The 17328-nt window shown below is 59.2% G+C and carries 9 protein-coding genes; 8 read left to right on the forward strand and 1 reads right to left on the reverse strand.

Annotation, left to right across the window (positions count from 1 at the left end; genetic code table 11):
* Positions 1-50: 50 nt before the first annotated feature.
* On the reverse strand, positions 51-776 hold the full coding sequence (locus M655_RS04610) for a hypothetical protein (RefSeq protein WP_026558006.1): 726 nt from the start codon (positions 774-776) through the stop codon (positions 51-53).
* 169 nt (positions 777-945) lie between these two features.
* Here M655_RS04610 and M655_RS04615 point away from each other — a divergent pair, with 169 nt between their 5' ends.
* The 8 genes from M655_RS04615 (at position 946) to pyrH (ending at position 17156) form a co-directional block, all read left to right on the forward strand.
* Positions 946-2187: an exonuclease SbcCD subunit D gene (locus M655_RS04615; RefSeq protein WP_026558005.1), complete on the forward strand. Its 1242-nt coding sequence runs from the start codon at positions 946-948 to the stop codon at positions 2185-2187.
* Positions 2184-5834: an AAA family ATPase gene (locus tag M655_RS04620; protein WP_026558004.1), complete on the forward strand. Its 3651-nt coding sequence runs from the start codon at positions 2184-2186 to the stop codon at positions 5832-5834. Before M655_RS04615 ends, M655_RS04620 begins: the two co-directional genes overlap by 4 nt.
* Before the next feature lie 15 nt (positions 5835-5849).
* Positions 5850-9347, forward strand: a complete 3498-nt coding sequence (gene addB, locus M655_RS04625) for a helicase-exonuclease AddAB subunit AddB (protein WP_005834951.1) — start codon at positions 5850-5852, stop codon at positions 9345-9347.
* On the forward strand, positions 9316-13146 hold the full coding sequence (addA, locus tag M655_RS04630) for a helicase-exonuclease AddAB subunit AddA (RefSeq protein ID WP_026558003.1): 3831 nt from the start codon (positions 9316-9318) through the stop codon (positions 13144-13146). The genes addB and addA overlap by 32 nt, the downstream gene beginning before the upstream one ends.
* Positions 13147-13390: 244 nt before the next feature.
* Complete coding sequence (locus M655_RS04635; RefSeq protein ID WP_007783975.1) at positions 13391-13852, forward strand: DinB family protein; 462 nt, start codon at positions 13391-13393, stop codon at positions 13850-13852.
* 331 nt (positions 13853-14183) lie between these two features.
* The gene (gene bcaP, locus M655_RS04640; RefSeq protein WP_026558002.1) at positions 14184-15593 is read left to right on the forward strand and encodes a branched-chain amino acid transporter BcaP; all 1410 of its coding nucleotides are present in this window, start codon (positions 14184-14186) and stop codon (positions 15591-15593) included.
* A 108-nt stretch (positions 15594-15701) separates the two neighbouring features.
* Positions 15702-16220 (forward strand): ribonuclease FAU-1 family protein, encoded by a 519-nt coding sequence (locus M655_RS04645; protein ID WP_026558001.1) that lies wholly within the window; start codon positions 15702-15704, stop codon positions 16218-16220.
* 201 nt (positions 16221-16421) lie between these two features.
* On the forward strand, positions 16422-17156 hold the full coding sequence (gene pyrH, locus M655_RS04650) for a UMP kinase (protein WP_026558000.1): 735 nt from the start codon (positions 16422-16424) through the stop codon (positions 17154-17156).
* Positions 17157-17328 lie beyond the last annotated feature (172 nt).

The raw sequence follows: 17328 nt of genomic DNA on the forward strand, positions 1-17328 counted from the left end.
CTTTTGTGCAGGGGGTGCGGCTTTGTGCATTTTACGTTTGCGAACTGGCTTTACGGAACAGGGGTGAAGACGCCCTGGTCAAATTGGTAGACCACAAGCTTGGTTGCGGTCTTGCCGGGGAGGGGGATTCCAGTGTCCGGGTCAAGCTCTTGCTCTGTCGTCCAGTAGTATAGCTGCGGGATCTCTCCGCTTATAATCTGGTAGCTGCCGAGCGTCTGGAAAAGCTGACCGCCGGGAACGGAGGAGGTTTGCTTCAACAGTCCGCTCCAGGCTTCCACCAGCTTGCCTTTTTCCAAGTACCAGAGGTGAGCTTCGTAGACGCTCAGTCCGGTTCCTCCCGTATGGTCAACCGTTTCAAGCAGACGCGTTCCTGTCAGCTCGATGCGGCTGTCCAAATAATACGGGTCGAGCCCGGGATGGTTTACCTCCTGTGCATAATCCCAGCGTTCCGGTTGCAACTGCGGGACGTTCCACCGCTTTTCTGCGATGAGCGAATACGTGCGGTCGGGCTTTTGATCGAGGACGTAAAACGAGCCGATATGTACGCTTGCATTTTGCTTGGCAATAATCTCCAAATCAGCGTCTTCATCCAGATTGACCAGTTCAAAATCAAAGTGAGGCAGGTCAACAGGATCATGGGCACTTGCATTGATCCAGTTGATGACCTGCTCAGGTGTGGGGGGGACGGAAGCGGGCGACAAGGGAGCGGCAGCGTGGACCAGGCAGGGAAGAGCCAGTCCGGTGAAAGTGAAAAACAGCAGGCGGCGAACCAACAAGGGTAACAAGCTCCTTTCGGCGGATGGTAGGAAAGAACAGGGATCTAGTAGAAAGACGCAGGCAGAGCGCAAAAGTTACCGGCAAGTACCGTAAATTTCAACCACGCACCGCTCTGTCTTTTGTTACAATAAAAAGCAAACACATGATCGTGGAGAAAGGATGGGAGTCATGCGCATTTTACATACGGCCGACTGGCATTTCGGGCGGCAGCTCGAAGGCCGCGACCGCCGGGCGGAGCAGACGGCATTTGTGGACGAGCTCTGCCGGATCGCGGAAGAGCGGGAAGTCGATTTGGTGCTGGTGGCAGGAGATGTGTACGATTCGGTAAACCCGCCAGCGTGGGCGGAGGAGCTTTTTTACGAGGCGCTGGAGCGCTTGTCTGCGGAAGGCCGCCGGGGGGTTATCGTGATCGCGGGCAACCACGACCAGCCTGAGCGGGTCAGGGCAGCATCGCCGCTTGCCGCGAAGCACGGAATCGTTTTGCTCGGCTTGCCGAAGGAAGCGCCTTTGATCGCACAGTCACCGTCCCCGGACCGGGTACAGGTCGTCCAGGGAGGCCCTTCCTGGCTGGAGCTGAAGGTGCCGGGCTGTGAGCATCATGCGGTGGTGCTCGCGTTGCCGTACCCTTCCGAGTCGCGGCTGAAGGAGCTGCTCAGCGAGAGCTTTACGCAGGAGCAGATGCAGCTCGCCTTTTCAGAGCGGATCGCTCGGTTGTTTGCCGATTTGTCCGTCCATTTTCGCGAGGACACTGTGAATCTGGTCACGAGCCACTTGTTTGTGATGGGGGGCATGGAGACGGATTCGGAGCGGCCGATTCAAATTGGCGGCGCTTTGACGGTGTCTCCGCAAGCTTTTCCGAAAAACGCCGACTACGTGGCGCTCGGCCACCTGCATCGCCTGCAAAAGCTCAGCGACAAGCCGCTCGTGCGCTACAGCGGCTCGCCGCTCTCGTACAGCTTTTCCGAGGCGGGGCAGAGCAAGGCGGTGGTGTTGGTCGAGGTGGAGCCTGGGCAGGACGTGCGGGAGGAAATCATTTATTTGACGAGCGGCCGTCCGTTGGCGCGCTGGAAGGCGACAGAAGGAATCGCCCAGGTCGAGCGCTGGCTTGCCGAAGGACGGGACGCAGGCTCCTGGATCGACCTGGAACTGCACGTGACAGACGTGATCGACCCGGCGGAGTTTCAGCGTGTACGGAAGCTCTCGGACGACTTTTTGAAAATCCAGCGCGTCGTCATTCGCGAAGAGCGCGACGAGGAAGAGGCGCAGCGGGTGGAATTGACGGAGCTGACATCGGATCAGTTGTTTCGGCGTTTTTATGAGCGCAAAAAGGGAGCGGCGCCGGATGAGCGGCTCGTTGCCTTGTTCCAGCGGCTGCTGGCGGAAACCGGGGGAGAGGGGGAAGAAGCGTGAGGCCGATTCGATTGAAGCTGGCAGGGATGCACAGCTATCGGGAAATGCAAGAGGTTGACTTCGAAATTTTGTGCCAGGCGGGACTGTTTGGCATTTTCGGACCGACGGGCAGCGGCAAATCGACGATACTGGATGCGATCACGCTGGCGCTGTACGGACAGGTCGTCCGGCTCGGCGGCGGGAACCATCCCAAGGAAGTGCTGAATCAACTGGAGCGGCGCGTCTTCGTCTCCTTTACGTTTGAGCTGGGCACAGGTAATGAGCGCAAGCGATATACGATTGAACGGGAATTTGGTCTGGATAAAAAAGGGAACAAACGCCAACCCGAGGTGCGACTGATTCAGTCCGGCGCGTTGAGCGGAGAGCCGGATGTCGTGCTGGAATCGAAGGCGACGGCAGCTACTGCGGCGGTCGAGGAACTGATTGGCCTGACTTTGCAAGATTTTACCCGCGCGGTTGTTTTGCCGCAGGGGCAGTTTTCCCGCTTTTTGACGCTCAAAGGCAGCGAGCGCAACGAGATGCTGCAGCGGATGTTCCGGCTGCACATCTACGGGGAAAAGCTGAGCGAGCGCGTGCGGCACGCTCTCGACCAGGCAAAGGAGCAGATGCACCGTCTGCAGCTCGAGACGGCGGCGTTGGGAGAAGCGGGGCCGGAAGCGCTGGAGCAGGCGCGACAGACTTTTGAGGAAGCAGCGCAAATGGAGCGGTCGTTCACGGAGCAAAAGCAGGAGCTGGCCGGAAAGCTCAAGGAACTGGAGCAGCTCGCCCAGTGGCAAGGGGAGCTTGCCCAAGTCCAGCAGCAGTTGCAGCAGCAGGCAGCGAAGGAGGCGGAAATCGCTCTGCTCACGGCAAACATCCGCGAGTGGGAGGCGAGCATTCGCCTGTGGCCGCTGGTGCAGCAGTACGAGCGGCTCGATCAGGAATGGAGCGTGACCGGGCAGGCGCTGGAGCAAAGCCGGGAACAGCAGGGGACAGCACGGCTTGCCCTGGAAGCGGCAGAAGCCGAGTACGCGCGGGCGCAGGCGGAGCTGGCCGCGCAGGAGCCGCAACTGATCCAGCAAAAAGGCAGGCTGGTTCAGGCCCAGGAATGGGAAGCAGAGCTGAAAGCGATTCGCGAAGAGCAGTCTGTGCTGGAGCGCGAATGGCAGGAAGTATCGCTTGGCCTGGCGCAGACAGAGGCGCAGCTTGAGCGGGACGAAGCCGCTCTGCAAAAGTGGGAGCAGGAGTGGAACAAGCTTGCGGAAGAAAGCAGGCAGGCGATGGTGGCTCCGGAGTGGCGAGAGCGCGTCGCGCGGGCGCGGGAAGCGAAGCAGCAGTGGGAGCGGGAAGAAAAGAAGCTGCGCGAGCTGGAAGCGGAGCAGGCAACGGCCGTGTCTCGCCTGCAGGCGGCGACGGATAGAGCCAGTGTGGACAAGCGCGATTGGGAACAGTCCGCAAACCGGCTGGCCGAGCTCAAAGAACGGCTGGCAAAAGCGGTGGACAAACCGCTCATGAGCGACGAGGAATGGGAGCGGTCGCGCAATGTGCTGGCGGAAATGAAGCAGGTAGGCCGCCAATGGCGCGAAGGCTTGACGGCGATCGCGAGCTGGCAGGAAAAGTGGCAGCAGATCGAGCAGGAGCGGCAGCAAGCGGCGAAGCGTTACCAGGAGCTGGCTGAGGCGGTTCAGGCGTGCGAAGCCGAGGCTCTTGCGCGGCTTGCCGAACGCGAAGGGCTGCGCCAGGAGTGGGAGCGCTGGCAGCAGGAAAACATGGCCCGCTACTTGCGCGAGCGGCTGGAAGAAGGCAAGGAATGCCCGGTGTGCGGCTCGCTGCATCATCCGCTGGACGGCCAGGGTCATCCGGCAGACGGCGAAGCAAAAGCGGCGGGTGACGACCTGCGCGCCCGGATCAAAGCGTCCGAAGAAGCCGAGAAGGCAGCCGAGCAAAAGACAGCGCAGGCGAAAGAAGCGTGGGTGACGGCCAGGGGGACACTGGCTGCTGCCGAAGAGAGAGCAGCCGCAGCGCAGGCCGAGTACAAAGAGCTGGAAGCGCGGCTGGCCGCCGTCAAGGCGGAGTGTCACGGACATGGGCAGCCTTGGCTGGTAGAGACGTTTGAAGAGCTGATTGCCGTCTACCAGCGCGAGGAAAAGGAGCTGGCGGCCAAGCACGCCGAGCGGGAGCAGGCCAGGGAAGAACGGGAGCGCCTGCAAAAGCAGTTGGAAGTGCTGCGCGAGGAAGAAGCCGAGAAGAAGCGGTTGATGGAAAAAAGCGGCCTGCTGCTCGAACATGCGCAAAAGGTACTGGATGAGAGCATTGCCCGCGTTGCCGTTGCTGTGGCAGCGGCGAAGCAGTCTGGCGAAGAGCTGGATGCGGTGCGCCAAGAGATGTTGATCGAGGAAATTGAACAGCGCTACGAGGAAATCGGCCGCCTGGACCGGAAGCTGGCAGAGCTAGAGCGCATGCGCGCCGAGCAGGAAGCTTTGCGCAGCCAGCTTATGACACAAGTAGAGGCTGCCAAATCGCGAAAAGCCGATTGGAAATCGCGTGAATCCGCTCTCGGGGAAAAGCTGGCCGACCGAAAACGGATGTGGGAGCAAAAGCATGCCCAGTGGCTGGAGCGGACCGGCGGCATTCCTGCGCAGGAGGGGCTGGCGCAGATAGAACAGACGCTAGACTCGCTGCGCCAGTCGCTGACAGAGGCCGAGGCGAAGCGCAAGGCAGCGGCAGAGGCGAGACAGGCAGCCCAAAACGATTTGGTCAAGCATTCGGAGACGCTGGCCGTTTTGACCAGACAGCGCACAGAGGCGCATGAGGCTTTGTATCAGGGGCTGCAGGAGACGGGCTTTGCCGCCTTGGAGCAAGTGCGTGAAAAGTACGCAGAGCGCGGCAAGCTGCCTCAGGCGAAGGAGCAGGTCGAGGCGTATGCGCGCGTTTTGGGACAGCTTCGCTACGAGGAAGACAGGCTGCTGCAAGCCATTGCAGGCCGTACGATCTCGCACGAGGAGCTTGTGAGCGCCAAAGAAGCGTGGGAGACGTGGGAGCAGTCTTTTGCGGAGGCGCAGAAGCAAGTCGCCGTCGCCAAAGAGCACGTCGAGCGCATGGAGAAAAACCATAGCAGGTGGCAGGAGCTGCATCAGCAAATCGTCGAGTTGCAAGACGAGCAGAGCCGCCTGGAAGAATTGAAAAAGCTGTTCGAAGCGAAGGCGTTCGTCCAGTTTATTGCAGAAGAAAAGCTCGTGTCCATCGCACGGGATGCATCCTATCACCTGAAGCGGATGACCGCAAATCGCTACGGTCTGGAAATCGGCGACGAGGGCGAATTCGTACTGCGCGATGAAGGCGCGGGCGGGATGCGCCGTCCGGTCAGCACCTTGTCCGGCGGCGAAACGTTTTTGACCTCGCTTGCGCTTGCGCTCGCCCTGTCGATGGAGATACAGATGCGCGGCGGCCGACTGGAGTTTTTCTTTTTGGACGAAGGCTTTGGAACGCTCGATCCGGAGCTTCTGGAGGTCGTCATGGACGCGCTGGAGCGGCTGCGGATGGACGATTTTACGATCGGCGTCATCAGTCACGTCCCGGAAATACGCGTGCGCATGCCGCGCCGCCTGGTCGTGACGCCGGCAGAGCCGATGGGCAAAGGCAGCACGCTGCAACTGGAGATGGAGTAGGGAAGGGGAAAAAACATGGCAGTCCAATTCATACTGGGACGGGCAGGCACGGGAAAAACGGAGGAGATTCATCAGCAGATTCAAAAGCGGCTGCGCGATACGCCGCTCGGCTCCCCGATGATTTTGCTCGTGCCGGAGCAGGCCAGCTTTCAGGAGGAATACGCCCTCGCCAACCTGCCCGGGCTGGGCGGCGTGATAGGGACCCAAGTGCTCAGCTTCGGCCGGCTGGCTCATCGGTTGCTGCAGGAGCTGGGCGATCTGACGACGGTGGCGGTCGACGATCTCGGGAAGCACATGGTACTGCGCATGCTTCTGGAGCGGCACAAGGAAGAGCTGCAAGTGTTTGGCCGTTCGGCCATGCAGCCGGGCTTCGCCTCTCAGCTTGGACGTTTGATAAGCGAGTGCAAGTCGTACGGCGTCTCTTTTGCCGATTCGGAAAACGTGGACTGGGGCGGAGCCAATCTCAATCAAAAAATCAGCGACCTGCGCCTGATTATGAACGCCTACGAAGGGTACATGGCAGAAGGGTACTGCGATGCTGACGATATTTTGAACCGGGTCGCTGTCATGGTGCGCGACTCGGCCTACATCAGACAGGCGGAAATTTTCATCGACGGCTTTACGGGCTTCACCAACCAGGAGCTGCGACTGATCGAACAGTTGATGCTGCACGCCAAACAGGTGACGATTGCGCTCACCCTGGACCCGGACGAGCGCGACGCGTCTGTCGACGAGCTTGGGTTGTTCCACCCGACTTTGCGCACGTACCAGGCGCTGTCGCTGATGGCGCGGGAATCGGGCGTTTCCGTTGCCAAGCCGCTGCTGTTGACCGAGACGCGCCGTTTTGCCGACAGCCCGTGGCTGCGTCAGCTCGAACAGGTTTATTTTCAATGGGGGGCGCCGCCCGCAGTCGGCGAGCCTCGTCGCAACGATGAGGTTGCCTTGCTCTCTGCCGTGAACAGGCGGGCTGAAGTAGAGGCCGTCGCGCTGAAAATTCTCGCCCTTGCCCGAGAGGAAGGCTACCGCTGGCGGGACATGGCAATTTTGCTGCGGGAAATTGGCACCTATGCCGATGAGATTTCCGCCGTTTTTACCGATTACGGCATTCCGCACTTCCTGGACCAGAAGCGGACCGTGATGAACCATCCGTTGGTGGAGCTGGTGCGCTCGGCGTTGGAGGTCATCGTCACCAGATGGCGGTATGACGCAGTATTTCGCTGTTTGAAGACAGACCTGCTTACGCCAGACCTCGCCCATGAGCGCACGTCCCGCCAGGAGATCGACCGCTTGGAAAACTACGTGCTGGCTCACGGCGTCTTCGGCTACCAGTGGGCGGAGGAATCGGCCTGGCGTTTTCGCGGGCCGTCCGGTGCCGCCGAGGATGCGGAAGCAGACGAGCTGAGGCGCAAATACGCGGCTCCCTTGCTCGCTTTTGAAAAAGAGATGAAGCAGGCGGCAGGCAAAAACGTGCGGGAAATGACGGTGGCGCTGTACAATCTGCTGATCGCCCTGGACGTGCCGGGCAAGCTGGAATATTGGCAACGCAAGGCAGAGCAGGAGGGCGACCTCGATGCGGCACAGGTGCACGGCCAGGTGTGGACGGGTCTGGTCGAGCTGATGGACCAGGTCGTGGAGGTCATGGGCGACGAGAGCATGGAGCTGGCTACGTTTGCCCGCGTGCTCGACAGCGGTCTGGAAACGATTGAGCTTGGGCTTGTCCCTCCGGCCTTGGATCAGGTGCTGGTCGGGGCGATGGAGCGCTCCCGTCAGCCTGATGTCAAAGCTTTGTTTATTCTCGGGGTGAACGAGGGCATCATCCCTCTGCGCCCGAAGGAAGAAGGCATTTTGGACGAGGCGGAGCGCGAGCGGCTGGCGGAGATGGGCCAGGTGCTCGCGCCAAGCGCCAAGCAGAAGCTGATGGCGGAGCCGTACCTTTTGTACCAGGCGCTGACGCGGCCGTCCGAGCGGCTGATGCTGAGCTGTGCCCTGGCCGATGAGGAAGGCAAGGCGCTGCTTCCTTCCTCGGTGTTTTCGCGCATCAAGGAGGTGCTGCCAGACATCTCGCACCAGATGTTTTACAACGAGCCGACGGGCGAGGCGGACACAGATGCCTTTTTGCTCGGACAGCCGAGAAGGGTGTTCCGCCACTTGCTGACCTTGTTGCGCGCGATGAAAAAGACAGGCGAGCTGCCGGTGTTCTGGTGGGAGGTGTACGACTGGTTCGTCCGTTCCTCCCCAGAAGCATTGCGGGAAAAATGGCTGCTGTCCGGCTTGCGCTACCGGAATCTCCCGGACGGGCTGGACAGGCAGACGAGCACGACCTTGTACGGCAAGCAACTGAAAATGAGCGTGTCGCGCCTGGAGCGCTTTCAGGCGTGCCCGTTCTCGCATTTTTCCTCGCACGGGCTGAGGCTGTCGGAGAGAACGATGTACAAGCTGGAGCGCTTCGATGTGGGCGAGCTGTTCCACGCCTCGCTCAAGCGCGCGGTCGAAAAAATGAACGAGGAACATCTGGAGTGGAGCAAGCTGACGGAAGACCACAGCATGCAACTGGCGAGCGAGGTAGTGGCCGAGCTGGTGCCGCAGACCAGAAGCAGCATTCTCACGCGAACAGCGCGCTATCGCTTTTTGGCGGGCAAGCTGATGCGGGCGGTTGGCCGGGCGATCTACGTGCTGGGCGAGCACGCCAAGCGCAGCCGCTTCGCTCCGGTTGGATTGGAAGTTTCTTTCGGACCAAACTCCGACTTGCCGGGCCTCGTGCTCACCCTCGACAACGGCGTGGAGCTGCAACTGATCGGCCGCATCGACCGGGTGGACCAGTCGCTGGACAGCGAGGTTCCGTATTTGCGCGTGATCGACTACAAGTCAAGCCCCAAGCAACTGTCGCTGTCAGACGTGTGGAACGGCTTGAATTTGCAACTGCTCGTCTACCTGGACGTCGTCGTGGCAAACGCGGAGGAATGGCTGGGCAAAAAAGCCGAGATGGGCGGCGTCTTTTACTATCAGGTGGCCGATCCGTTTGTGACGGCGAAGCGGCTGCTGACGTCCGACGAGGCAGCCAAGGAGCGGGCGAAGCGCCTGCGGATGAAAGGCTTGATGCTCGCCGATCCCGAGTTGGCGAAAATGATGGACGGGTATGTAGAGCAGGGGCCGTCCGAGCTGGTTCCGTTTGAACTGAAAAAGGACGGGACGCTTTCTTCGCGTTCCTCTGTCGCTACAGCCGAGCAGTTCCAGACGCTGACGACGTATGTGCGCGACACGGTGAAGCAAATCAGCACGCGCATGACCGAAGGGGAAATCCAGATCAAGCCGTATTCCAACGGGACGATGACTGCCTGCGATTACTGTTCGTACAAGCCTGTGTGCCAGTTCGACGGGGAGACAGGCGGCAACGAGCACAGACAGCTTTCCAAGTGGAACAACAAACAAATCTGGAGCATGCTGGCCGAGCAGCAACTGGCAGGAGAGGGAGGTGCTACCGATGGCGGAGCAACAAGTGCAGGCCAAGCCTGAACAATGGACGGATGAACAATGGCAAGCGATTATTCAGCGCGGGGGCAACTTGCTGGTAGCGGCTGCGGCAGGCTCCGGGAAAACGTCGGTGCTCGTCGAGCGGATCATCCGGCGCATCATGGACGAGAGCGAGCCTGTCGGCGTCGACCAGCTTCTGGTCGTGACCTTTACGAATGCGGCGGCGGCAGAGATGCGGCACAGAATTGGCGATGCGCTGAGCAAAGCGCTGAAAGAAAACCCGTATTCTGCCCATTTGCGGCGGCAACTCGCCCTGCTCCAGCGAGCGACCATTACGACGCTGCACTCGTTTTGTCTGGGCCTTTTGCGCCAGTATTACTACCTGATCGACCTCGACCCGGAGTTTCGCATTGCCGACCAGATGGAGGGCGAGCTGCTGCGGCAGGACGTACTGGAGGAGCAACTGGAGGGCTGGTACGAAAGCGACCCGGACTTCCAGGCGTTGGCCGACATCATGCTGGACGGACAGGACGATCAGGCGCTGGCGACTTTGCTGTTGCGGCTGTACGAGTTTTCCCGCAGTCATCCGTCGCCTGAGCGCTGGCTTGCGGAAGCAGCCGACATGTTTGACATTCGCGCTGGGGCCGGTCTGGACGGGCTCGTCTGGGCGAAAAGCGTGCTGCGGTCTGTGGAGCTTTTGCTCGTCGGCATGGCTGGCAAGCTGCAGAGGGCGGCAGAGCTGGCAGCCTCCCCGGAAGGTCCGGCGGCTTATTTGCCGATGTTGGAAGCGGAAGCAGCGGCTTTGAGGCAGGCGGCTGCGGCTTGCAAGGAAGGTTGGGAGGCAGCGAGCCAGGCTATCCGTGGCGTTGCTTTTGCCAAGCTGCCGCCAGTCAAAGGAACCGATCCCGAGATCAAGGAGCAGGTTCAGGCGCTCAGAAACGGCGTGAAAAAGGAGCTGGCGGAGCAGATCGAGCAGTATTTTTCGATGACGGCCGAGCAATATGCCGCTGATTTGCAGCGACTGGCCCCGCACATGAAGACGCTGGCCCGGCTCGTTACCGAGTTTTCCGACGCGTTTCAGTTGGAAAAGCGGGCGCGCGGAATCGTCGACTTTGGCGATCTGGAGCATCTGGCCTTGCGCATTTTGACGGCAGCGGACGAAGCGGGCGAGGCGGTTCCTTCGCCGATATCGGAGCAGCTTCGCGAACAGTTCGCAGAAGTGCTGGTCGACGAGTATCAGGATATCAATCTGGTGCAGGAGACGATTTTGCGCATGGTTTCCCGCGACGGAACGAACGGTGCTTGCGCCAACCGCTTTATGGTCGGTGACGTGAAGCAGAGTATTTACCGTTTCCGTCTGGCGGAGCCGAAGCTGTTTCTGGAAAAGTACTTGACCTATCAAAAAGGCGCGGCAGGCGAGCAGGATGCGGACGATGACGCTCCGGGACGGCGGATCGACCTTGCCGCCAACTTCCGCAGCAGACGCGAGGTTGTGGATGCGGTCAACTTTTTGTTCAGGCAAATCATGTCGCCGGGCGTGGGCGAGATCGACTACGATCCGTCGGCCGAGCTGATTAACCGCGCCTCTTATCCCGAGGCAGAGCCGGGGAGGCTGCAGGCAGAGGTGCACCTGATTAACCGCAACGTCGAGCAAGAAGCGGGGCAGGAGGCGTCTGCAGAGGCAACGGAAGAGGCAGAGCTGGCGGGAATCCCCGAGGCGACAGGCGACTCGAGCGAGGAAGCGAGCGTCGCGCAACTGGAAGCGCGCCTGATTGCCAGCCGGATTCGCCGCTGGATGGAGCCGGGCGAGGGCGAGTCGCCACTGCTCGTGTTCGATAAAAAGGCAGGGGGAATGCGCCCGCTCGCTTACCGGGATATCGTCATTTTGCTGCGGGCTACGTCCGGCTGGGGGCAGACGATGCAGGAGGAACTGCATGCGGCGGGAATCCCTGTGTACGCCGAGCAGACGGCAGGCTATTTTGCGGCGACAGAAGTAGAGACGATGCTCTCGCTGTTGCGGGTGATCGACAATCCGTTGCAGGACATTCCGCTCGCTGCGGTGCTGCGCTCGCCTATCGTCGGCTTGCGCGAGGAACAGCTTGCCCAAATTCGCATCCAGTATCCGACGGGCCCTTTTCATCTCGCTGTCATCCAGTACGTGAAGGAGCGCCCGCCGCAGGAGTCGTGGGAAAAACGGCTGCGCCAGTTTTTCGCGAAGCTGGAAGGGTGGCGGACGCATGCGCGCAGGGGAGCGCTGTCTGAGCTGCTTTCCGTGCTGTACCGCGAGACGGGCTATCTCGACTACGTCGCTGCCCTGGAAAACGGACAGCAGCGGCAGGCCAACCTGCGTGCCTTGTACGACCGGGCAAGACAGTATGAGGCAGGCTCTTATCGCGGGCTGTTCCGCTTCCTGCGCTTCGTCGGCAGGCTGCAGGAGGCGGGCAATGACATGGGCGAAGCGCGTACGATCGGGGAAAACGAGGATGTCGTGCGGATCATGACGATCCACAAGAGCAAAGGCTTGGAGTTTCCCGTCGTTTTCGTCGCGGGCATGGGCAAGCAGTTCAACACGATGGATTTGAAAAGCCAGTTTTTGCTGCACAAGGACCTGGGCTTCGGGCCGATGGCCGTGGAGCCGTCCATTCAGTTGCGCTACCCGAGCATCGCGGCGCTGGGCATTCGGCAGCAGTTGCGCCGGGATATGCTGGCAGAGGAAATGCGCGTGCTGTACGTCGCCTTGACCCGTGCGCGCGAGAAGCTGATTCTCGTCGGTTCAGCCAAAGACTTGGCGAAGAGCGTCATGGACTGGGGCAGACAAGGTGATGGCGAGCGGCTCAGCGACGAGGATCTGATCCAGGCCAAAGGCTATTTTGACTGGGTAGGCCGCGCCTTGCTGCGACATCCGGCAGCAGGCGAACTGCGCGCGTATCCTGCGAAGCAAGGCGCAGGCGAAGAAGTGCGAGTCAGAACCGTTCCCGATGACTCCGTCTGGTCGTTTCATTTTCATCAGGCGGACGAGCTGAAGGCGCAGCAGGAGGCCATGAGCGATGACATGGCACTGTGGGAGCGCGCGACCAGGCGGGAGGAGATTGCAGAACGGCCAGGCGACGAAGCGCTGCGCAAGCTGGTAGAAGCGAGACTGGGCTGGACCGACCCGCACCCGGTTGCCTCGCGCGTGGCGGCCAAATGGAGCGTCAGCGAGCTGAAGCGGCATGCCAAGATCAGCAAAAGCGGGCAGGCGCTCACACTGCCTTCGATTACGGAAAAGCCGAAGTTTTTGGCGGAACAAAAATCGCACCGCCTGACAGCAGCCGAGAAAGGCACGATCACGCACCTGGTCTTCCAGCATCTCGATTTGCAGCGTCCGCTGGATGAGGCCGACATACGCGAGCAGGTGGCAGAGCTTGCGGCGCGCCGCTTTTTGACAGAGGAGCAGGTGCAGGCGGTGGATGCCGGACAAATTGCCACGTTTTTTGCCGACCCTCTGGGGCAGCGGATGAAAAGGGCCAAGGCGGTTCACCGCGAGCTGCCGTTTACGCTGGTGCTGCCCGCGCATGAAGTGGAGCCGGAGCTGGGCGAAGCAACTTCGGAGCGGATTATCGTCCAGGGTGTGATTGACTGTTTGCTGGAGGAAGACGACAATCGGCTGGTCTTGATTGATTTCAAGACTGACTGGATGGCCAAGGAAGCCTCAGCCGAAGCAATCGAAGAGATGGAGCGCAGGTACAGCGGCCAGATCAGCTTGTACGTTCGGGCGATCAGGCAGATCATCAAGCCGTCTCAGGAAGTGGAGAGCTATCTGTATTTGCTTTCCGGCGGCTTCTCCATCCGGTTTACGTAAAGGCAGACAGGACTGCCGAGCATAAGAGCGCCGTTTTTGAAGCGAATCGAAAACGGCGCTCTTTGTCATGTGCGAAAACACGCTAACGCTCCCTCTGCAAAGTCGGGGGAACGGATGAAGTTGTGGGAGAGCGGGTGAAGTTCAGGACAACAGATAACAAAAGCGGCAAGCAGGCTGGATAATGGCGAACGTACGTGTTAATGTATAGAAAATATTGACATTTCAGTCTATGGGAGGATTCAGGGTGAAAAAGCTGTTGGCGTACAACTGGATGGTGCGGGATGAATGGTTTGCCTGGTGTGCAAAGCTGCCGGAAGAAGAACTGCTGAAAACGAGAGTGGGAGGCGCCGGGACGATTTTGTACACGCTGTTTCATATTGCAGATGTGGAGTACAGTTGGCTGCGGGGCGTACAGGGGAAGCCGGATGTGCAAGTGCCTTACGAGGAACACCAGTCGCTTGCGCAGGTAAAGGCGCTGGCGGCTCAATGGCGGGAAGAGCTGCGCGATTTTATCGAGGCTTGGACAGACGACTGGGAGCGGGAGCCTGTGCGCGTGGCATGGAGCGACAAGGAGTACGCCAAAGGGGAGATCATGCGGCATGTGATCGCGCACGAGATTCACCATATGGGGCAACTGTCGATCTGGGCCAGGGAGCTTGGCTATACGCCAGTCTCCGCCAATTTTATTGGCAGGAACTTGGTGTAAGGCAGCGAGTTTTGCGCGGACAGGGCGCATCACCCAGGACTGCTTCGTTGTAATTTTGCACCGGAATGCAGGCACGGCAAAAAGGAACCGCCACGCCAGAGTCAGTTTGTAACAAGGCAACGCGATTCGCGTCTTCGCTGGTGTGCACCAAAGCAACACATGCCCCTGCCAGTGCCAGTCCGCAACAAAGGCCACGCCGTCCACACCTTCGCGCGACTGCAACCATCCAACTTGATCCCCCATGCATAATTTTCCTCTTGCCTGCCCATACTCCAACTGTTTCGATTGAAGCTGCTGGAGTTGGAATGTCCGGGCGGGAGGTACGCACAATATGTCGTTAAAAGAACAGTTGTTGAGAAAAAAATCGGTTGCCAGCTTGATGGCACAGGTTGAGAGCAGGCAGCTCAAAAAAACGTTGGGCGCTTTTGATTTGACCATGCTTGGCATCGGCGCGATTGTCGGGACGGGCATCTTCGTTCTCACTGGAGTCGCTGCGGCCGAGCATGCGGGGCCTGCGCTGGTGCTGTCGTTTGTCCTGTCGGGGCTCGCTTGCGTATTTGCGGCGCTGTGCTATGCAGAGTTTGCTTCCACCGTCCCCGTGTCCGGAAGTGCGTACACATACAGCTACACCGCGTTTGGCGAACTGGTGGCGTGGATGATCGGCTGGGACCTGATCCTGGAGTACGGGGTGGCTTCCGCAGCGGTGGCGAGCGGCTGGTCGGGCTATGCGCAAGGCTTGCTTGCAGGCTTCGGCATTCATCTGCCTGTCGCTTTGACGAATGCGTTCGACGCTTCTAAAGGAACGATCATTGACTTGCCTGCTGTTGTCATCATTTTTGTTATTACGCTTCTGCTCATGAAAGGGACAAGGGAGTCGGCCCGCTTTAACACGCTGATGGTCATTATCAAGGTCGCGGTGATCCTTTTGTTTCTCATCGTCGGGATCGGTTATGTGAAGCTGGAAAACTGGAGTCCCTTCATGCCGTTTGGCTTTGCCGGGGTCGCGACGGGCGCTGCGACAGTCTTTTTTGCTTTTATCGGATTTGACGCGGTTTCCACGGCCGCAGAAGAAGTGCGCAATCCGCAGCGCGACATGCCGATTGGCATCATCACATCGCTGCTGGTGTGCACGCTGCTCTACATCGCCGTCTCCTTGACGCTGACCGGGATCGTTCCGTACGACATGCTCAATGTCAAAAATCCGGTTGCCTTTGCGCTCAACTACGTGAAACAAGATTGGGTAGCGGGATTCATTTCCCTCGGGGCCATCGTGGGCATCACCACTGTATTGCTCGTGATGATGTACGGACAGACGCGGCTGTTTTTCGCGATGAGCCGCGATGGTCTGTTGCCCGCCGTTTTTTCGCAGGTGCATCCGACCACGCAGGTGCCGCGAAAAAGTACGCTCATCGTCGGCATTTTGGTTGCGATCTTCAGCGGATTGCTGCCGTTGAACAAGCTGGCTGAGCTGACGAATATCGGGACGCTGTTTGCGTTTATTCTCGTCTCCATTGGCGTCGTCGTACTGCGCCGGACGAATCCGGAATTGCGCCGTGCGTTTCGCACGCCGTTCGTTCCACTCGTCCCGATTCTCGCCGTGCTTTTCTGCGGATACCTGGTCTACAGCTTGCCTGCTGTCACGAAGATCGGGTTTCTCGGCTGGCTGGCTGCAGGCGCTGTCGTCTACTTCCTGTACGGACGCAGGCACAGCCATTTGCGGGATGGCGAATACGGCAAATAGCAAAAAAACGAGGCATGTTCTCCTGGGGACATGTCTTTGTTTGCATCTGACAAAACCATCCAATTCATGGTAGAGTAAAAGGAACCAAACTGACGAGGAGAACAGGCCATGAAGCGAAAACGAGCAGACCGACCTGGGTGGAGACGCGTCAAGCGAATGAGCTATCAGGAAAAGTGGGTAGAGGCTTTGTCTTTTTCCGGGTACGCTGTCCGTTTGACCCTGGACGAAGTAACCGAGCCCGCCTACATGCCTGTTGGTGAAAAACTGTTGTGCGTAGGCGACAGAGGGTATGTGTACCTGCAATACTTTCCGGATCAGAAGCCTTATGCCGTCACGAAAATGATGGACGAGCTTGGCAACACCGTGCAGTGGTACATTGATATTTGCAAGGCGCATGGCAAAGATGAGAACGGCCATATCTGGTATGACGATCTCTACCTCGACATTGTGGTGCTGCCGCAGGGCGAGGTTTATTTGCTCGACCAGGACGAACTGGACGAAGCGCTGCAAAAAGGAGTCATCGACAGCGACGAGCACAGCTTCGCGACGGAGGTGGCCGATCAGCTCCTGCGGGATATTTTGGCAGGCAAGCGGGATACCTTTGACTTTCCAAATTTCTTTGCATAAAGTGGGTGCTTTGCATAAAATGAGGAAGAGTTTGGAATGAATCCACATGCAGGAGGGGAAGCGGGATGCAAAAAAAGAGGATGCCAGCCGATTTCCCCTGTTTTTTCAAGAACGAAGGCAACTGTTGCCCTCGTTCTTTTTTTGGTAGAGGGAACCAAAGATTTCGAAAACGTAAAAGACAACGATCGAGGAGGAGGCGCCATGAAGTATAAGCGGGTGTTGGTCAAATTGAGCGGCGGGGCTGTCGCGCAGGAGAACGGGTTTGGATTTGACCCGGGACAACTGGAGCATATCGCGGGGGAGATTCTTTCCTTGCTCGACATGGGCGTCGAGGTAGCGATTGTCATTGGCGGGGGAAACATTTTTCGCGGCAACATGGCGGACCAGTGGGGGATCGAGCGGGTTGAGGCAGACAACATCGGGACGCTGGCGACTGTCATCAACAGCCTGATGCTGCGAGGCGTGCTGAAGGCGCGCGTCAACCGGGAAGTCAGAGTGATGACAGCCGTGCCGATCAATGCCGTCGCGGAGCCGTACATTCGCCTGCGCGCCGTGCACCATCTGGAAAAGGGCTACGTCGTCATTTTCGCGGGCGGAAACGGGCAGCCGTATGTGACGACAGACTATCCGGCTGTGCAACGGGCGCTGGAGGTGGAGGCCGACGCTATTTTGGTCGCGAAACACGGGGTAGATGGCGTCTACACGGCCGATCCGCGCAAGGACGCGACGGCGAGACAGTACGTGGAGGTTTCCTTTGACGAGGTGGTCAGAAAAGACTTGCGCGTCATGGACCAGTCCGCGATGATTTTGGCGCGGGACCACGGCTTGCCGCTGCATGTGTTCAACTTCGACCAGCCCGGAGCGATGGCGCAAATTTGCCGTGGGGAGCAGGCAGGGACTTTTATCAGCCGGGAGCTGGAACCTGTCTTCAAATAAAAGCGGATGAGTTTGGCCCAACCGCTTACTGGGGCGCGGCGCAGGGCCGCTCTTCTTTTTGCCCGAAAGCGACAGCGGGTCACAGCCGCCGCCATTGCCAAATGCTGCAAAAGATTTGGCGTAACCCGCGTTCTCATCTACAATGGATGAGAACACATAGCAGGAATGTGAA

This window comes from Brevibacillus sp. NSP2.1 (assembly GCF_000470975.2).
GTDB classification, from domain to species: Bacteria; Bacillota; Bacilli; order Brevibacillales; family Brevibacillaceae; genus Brevibacillus; species Brevibacillus agri.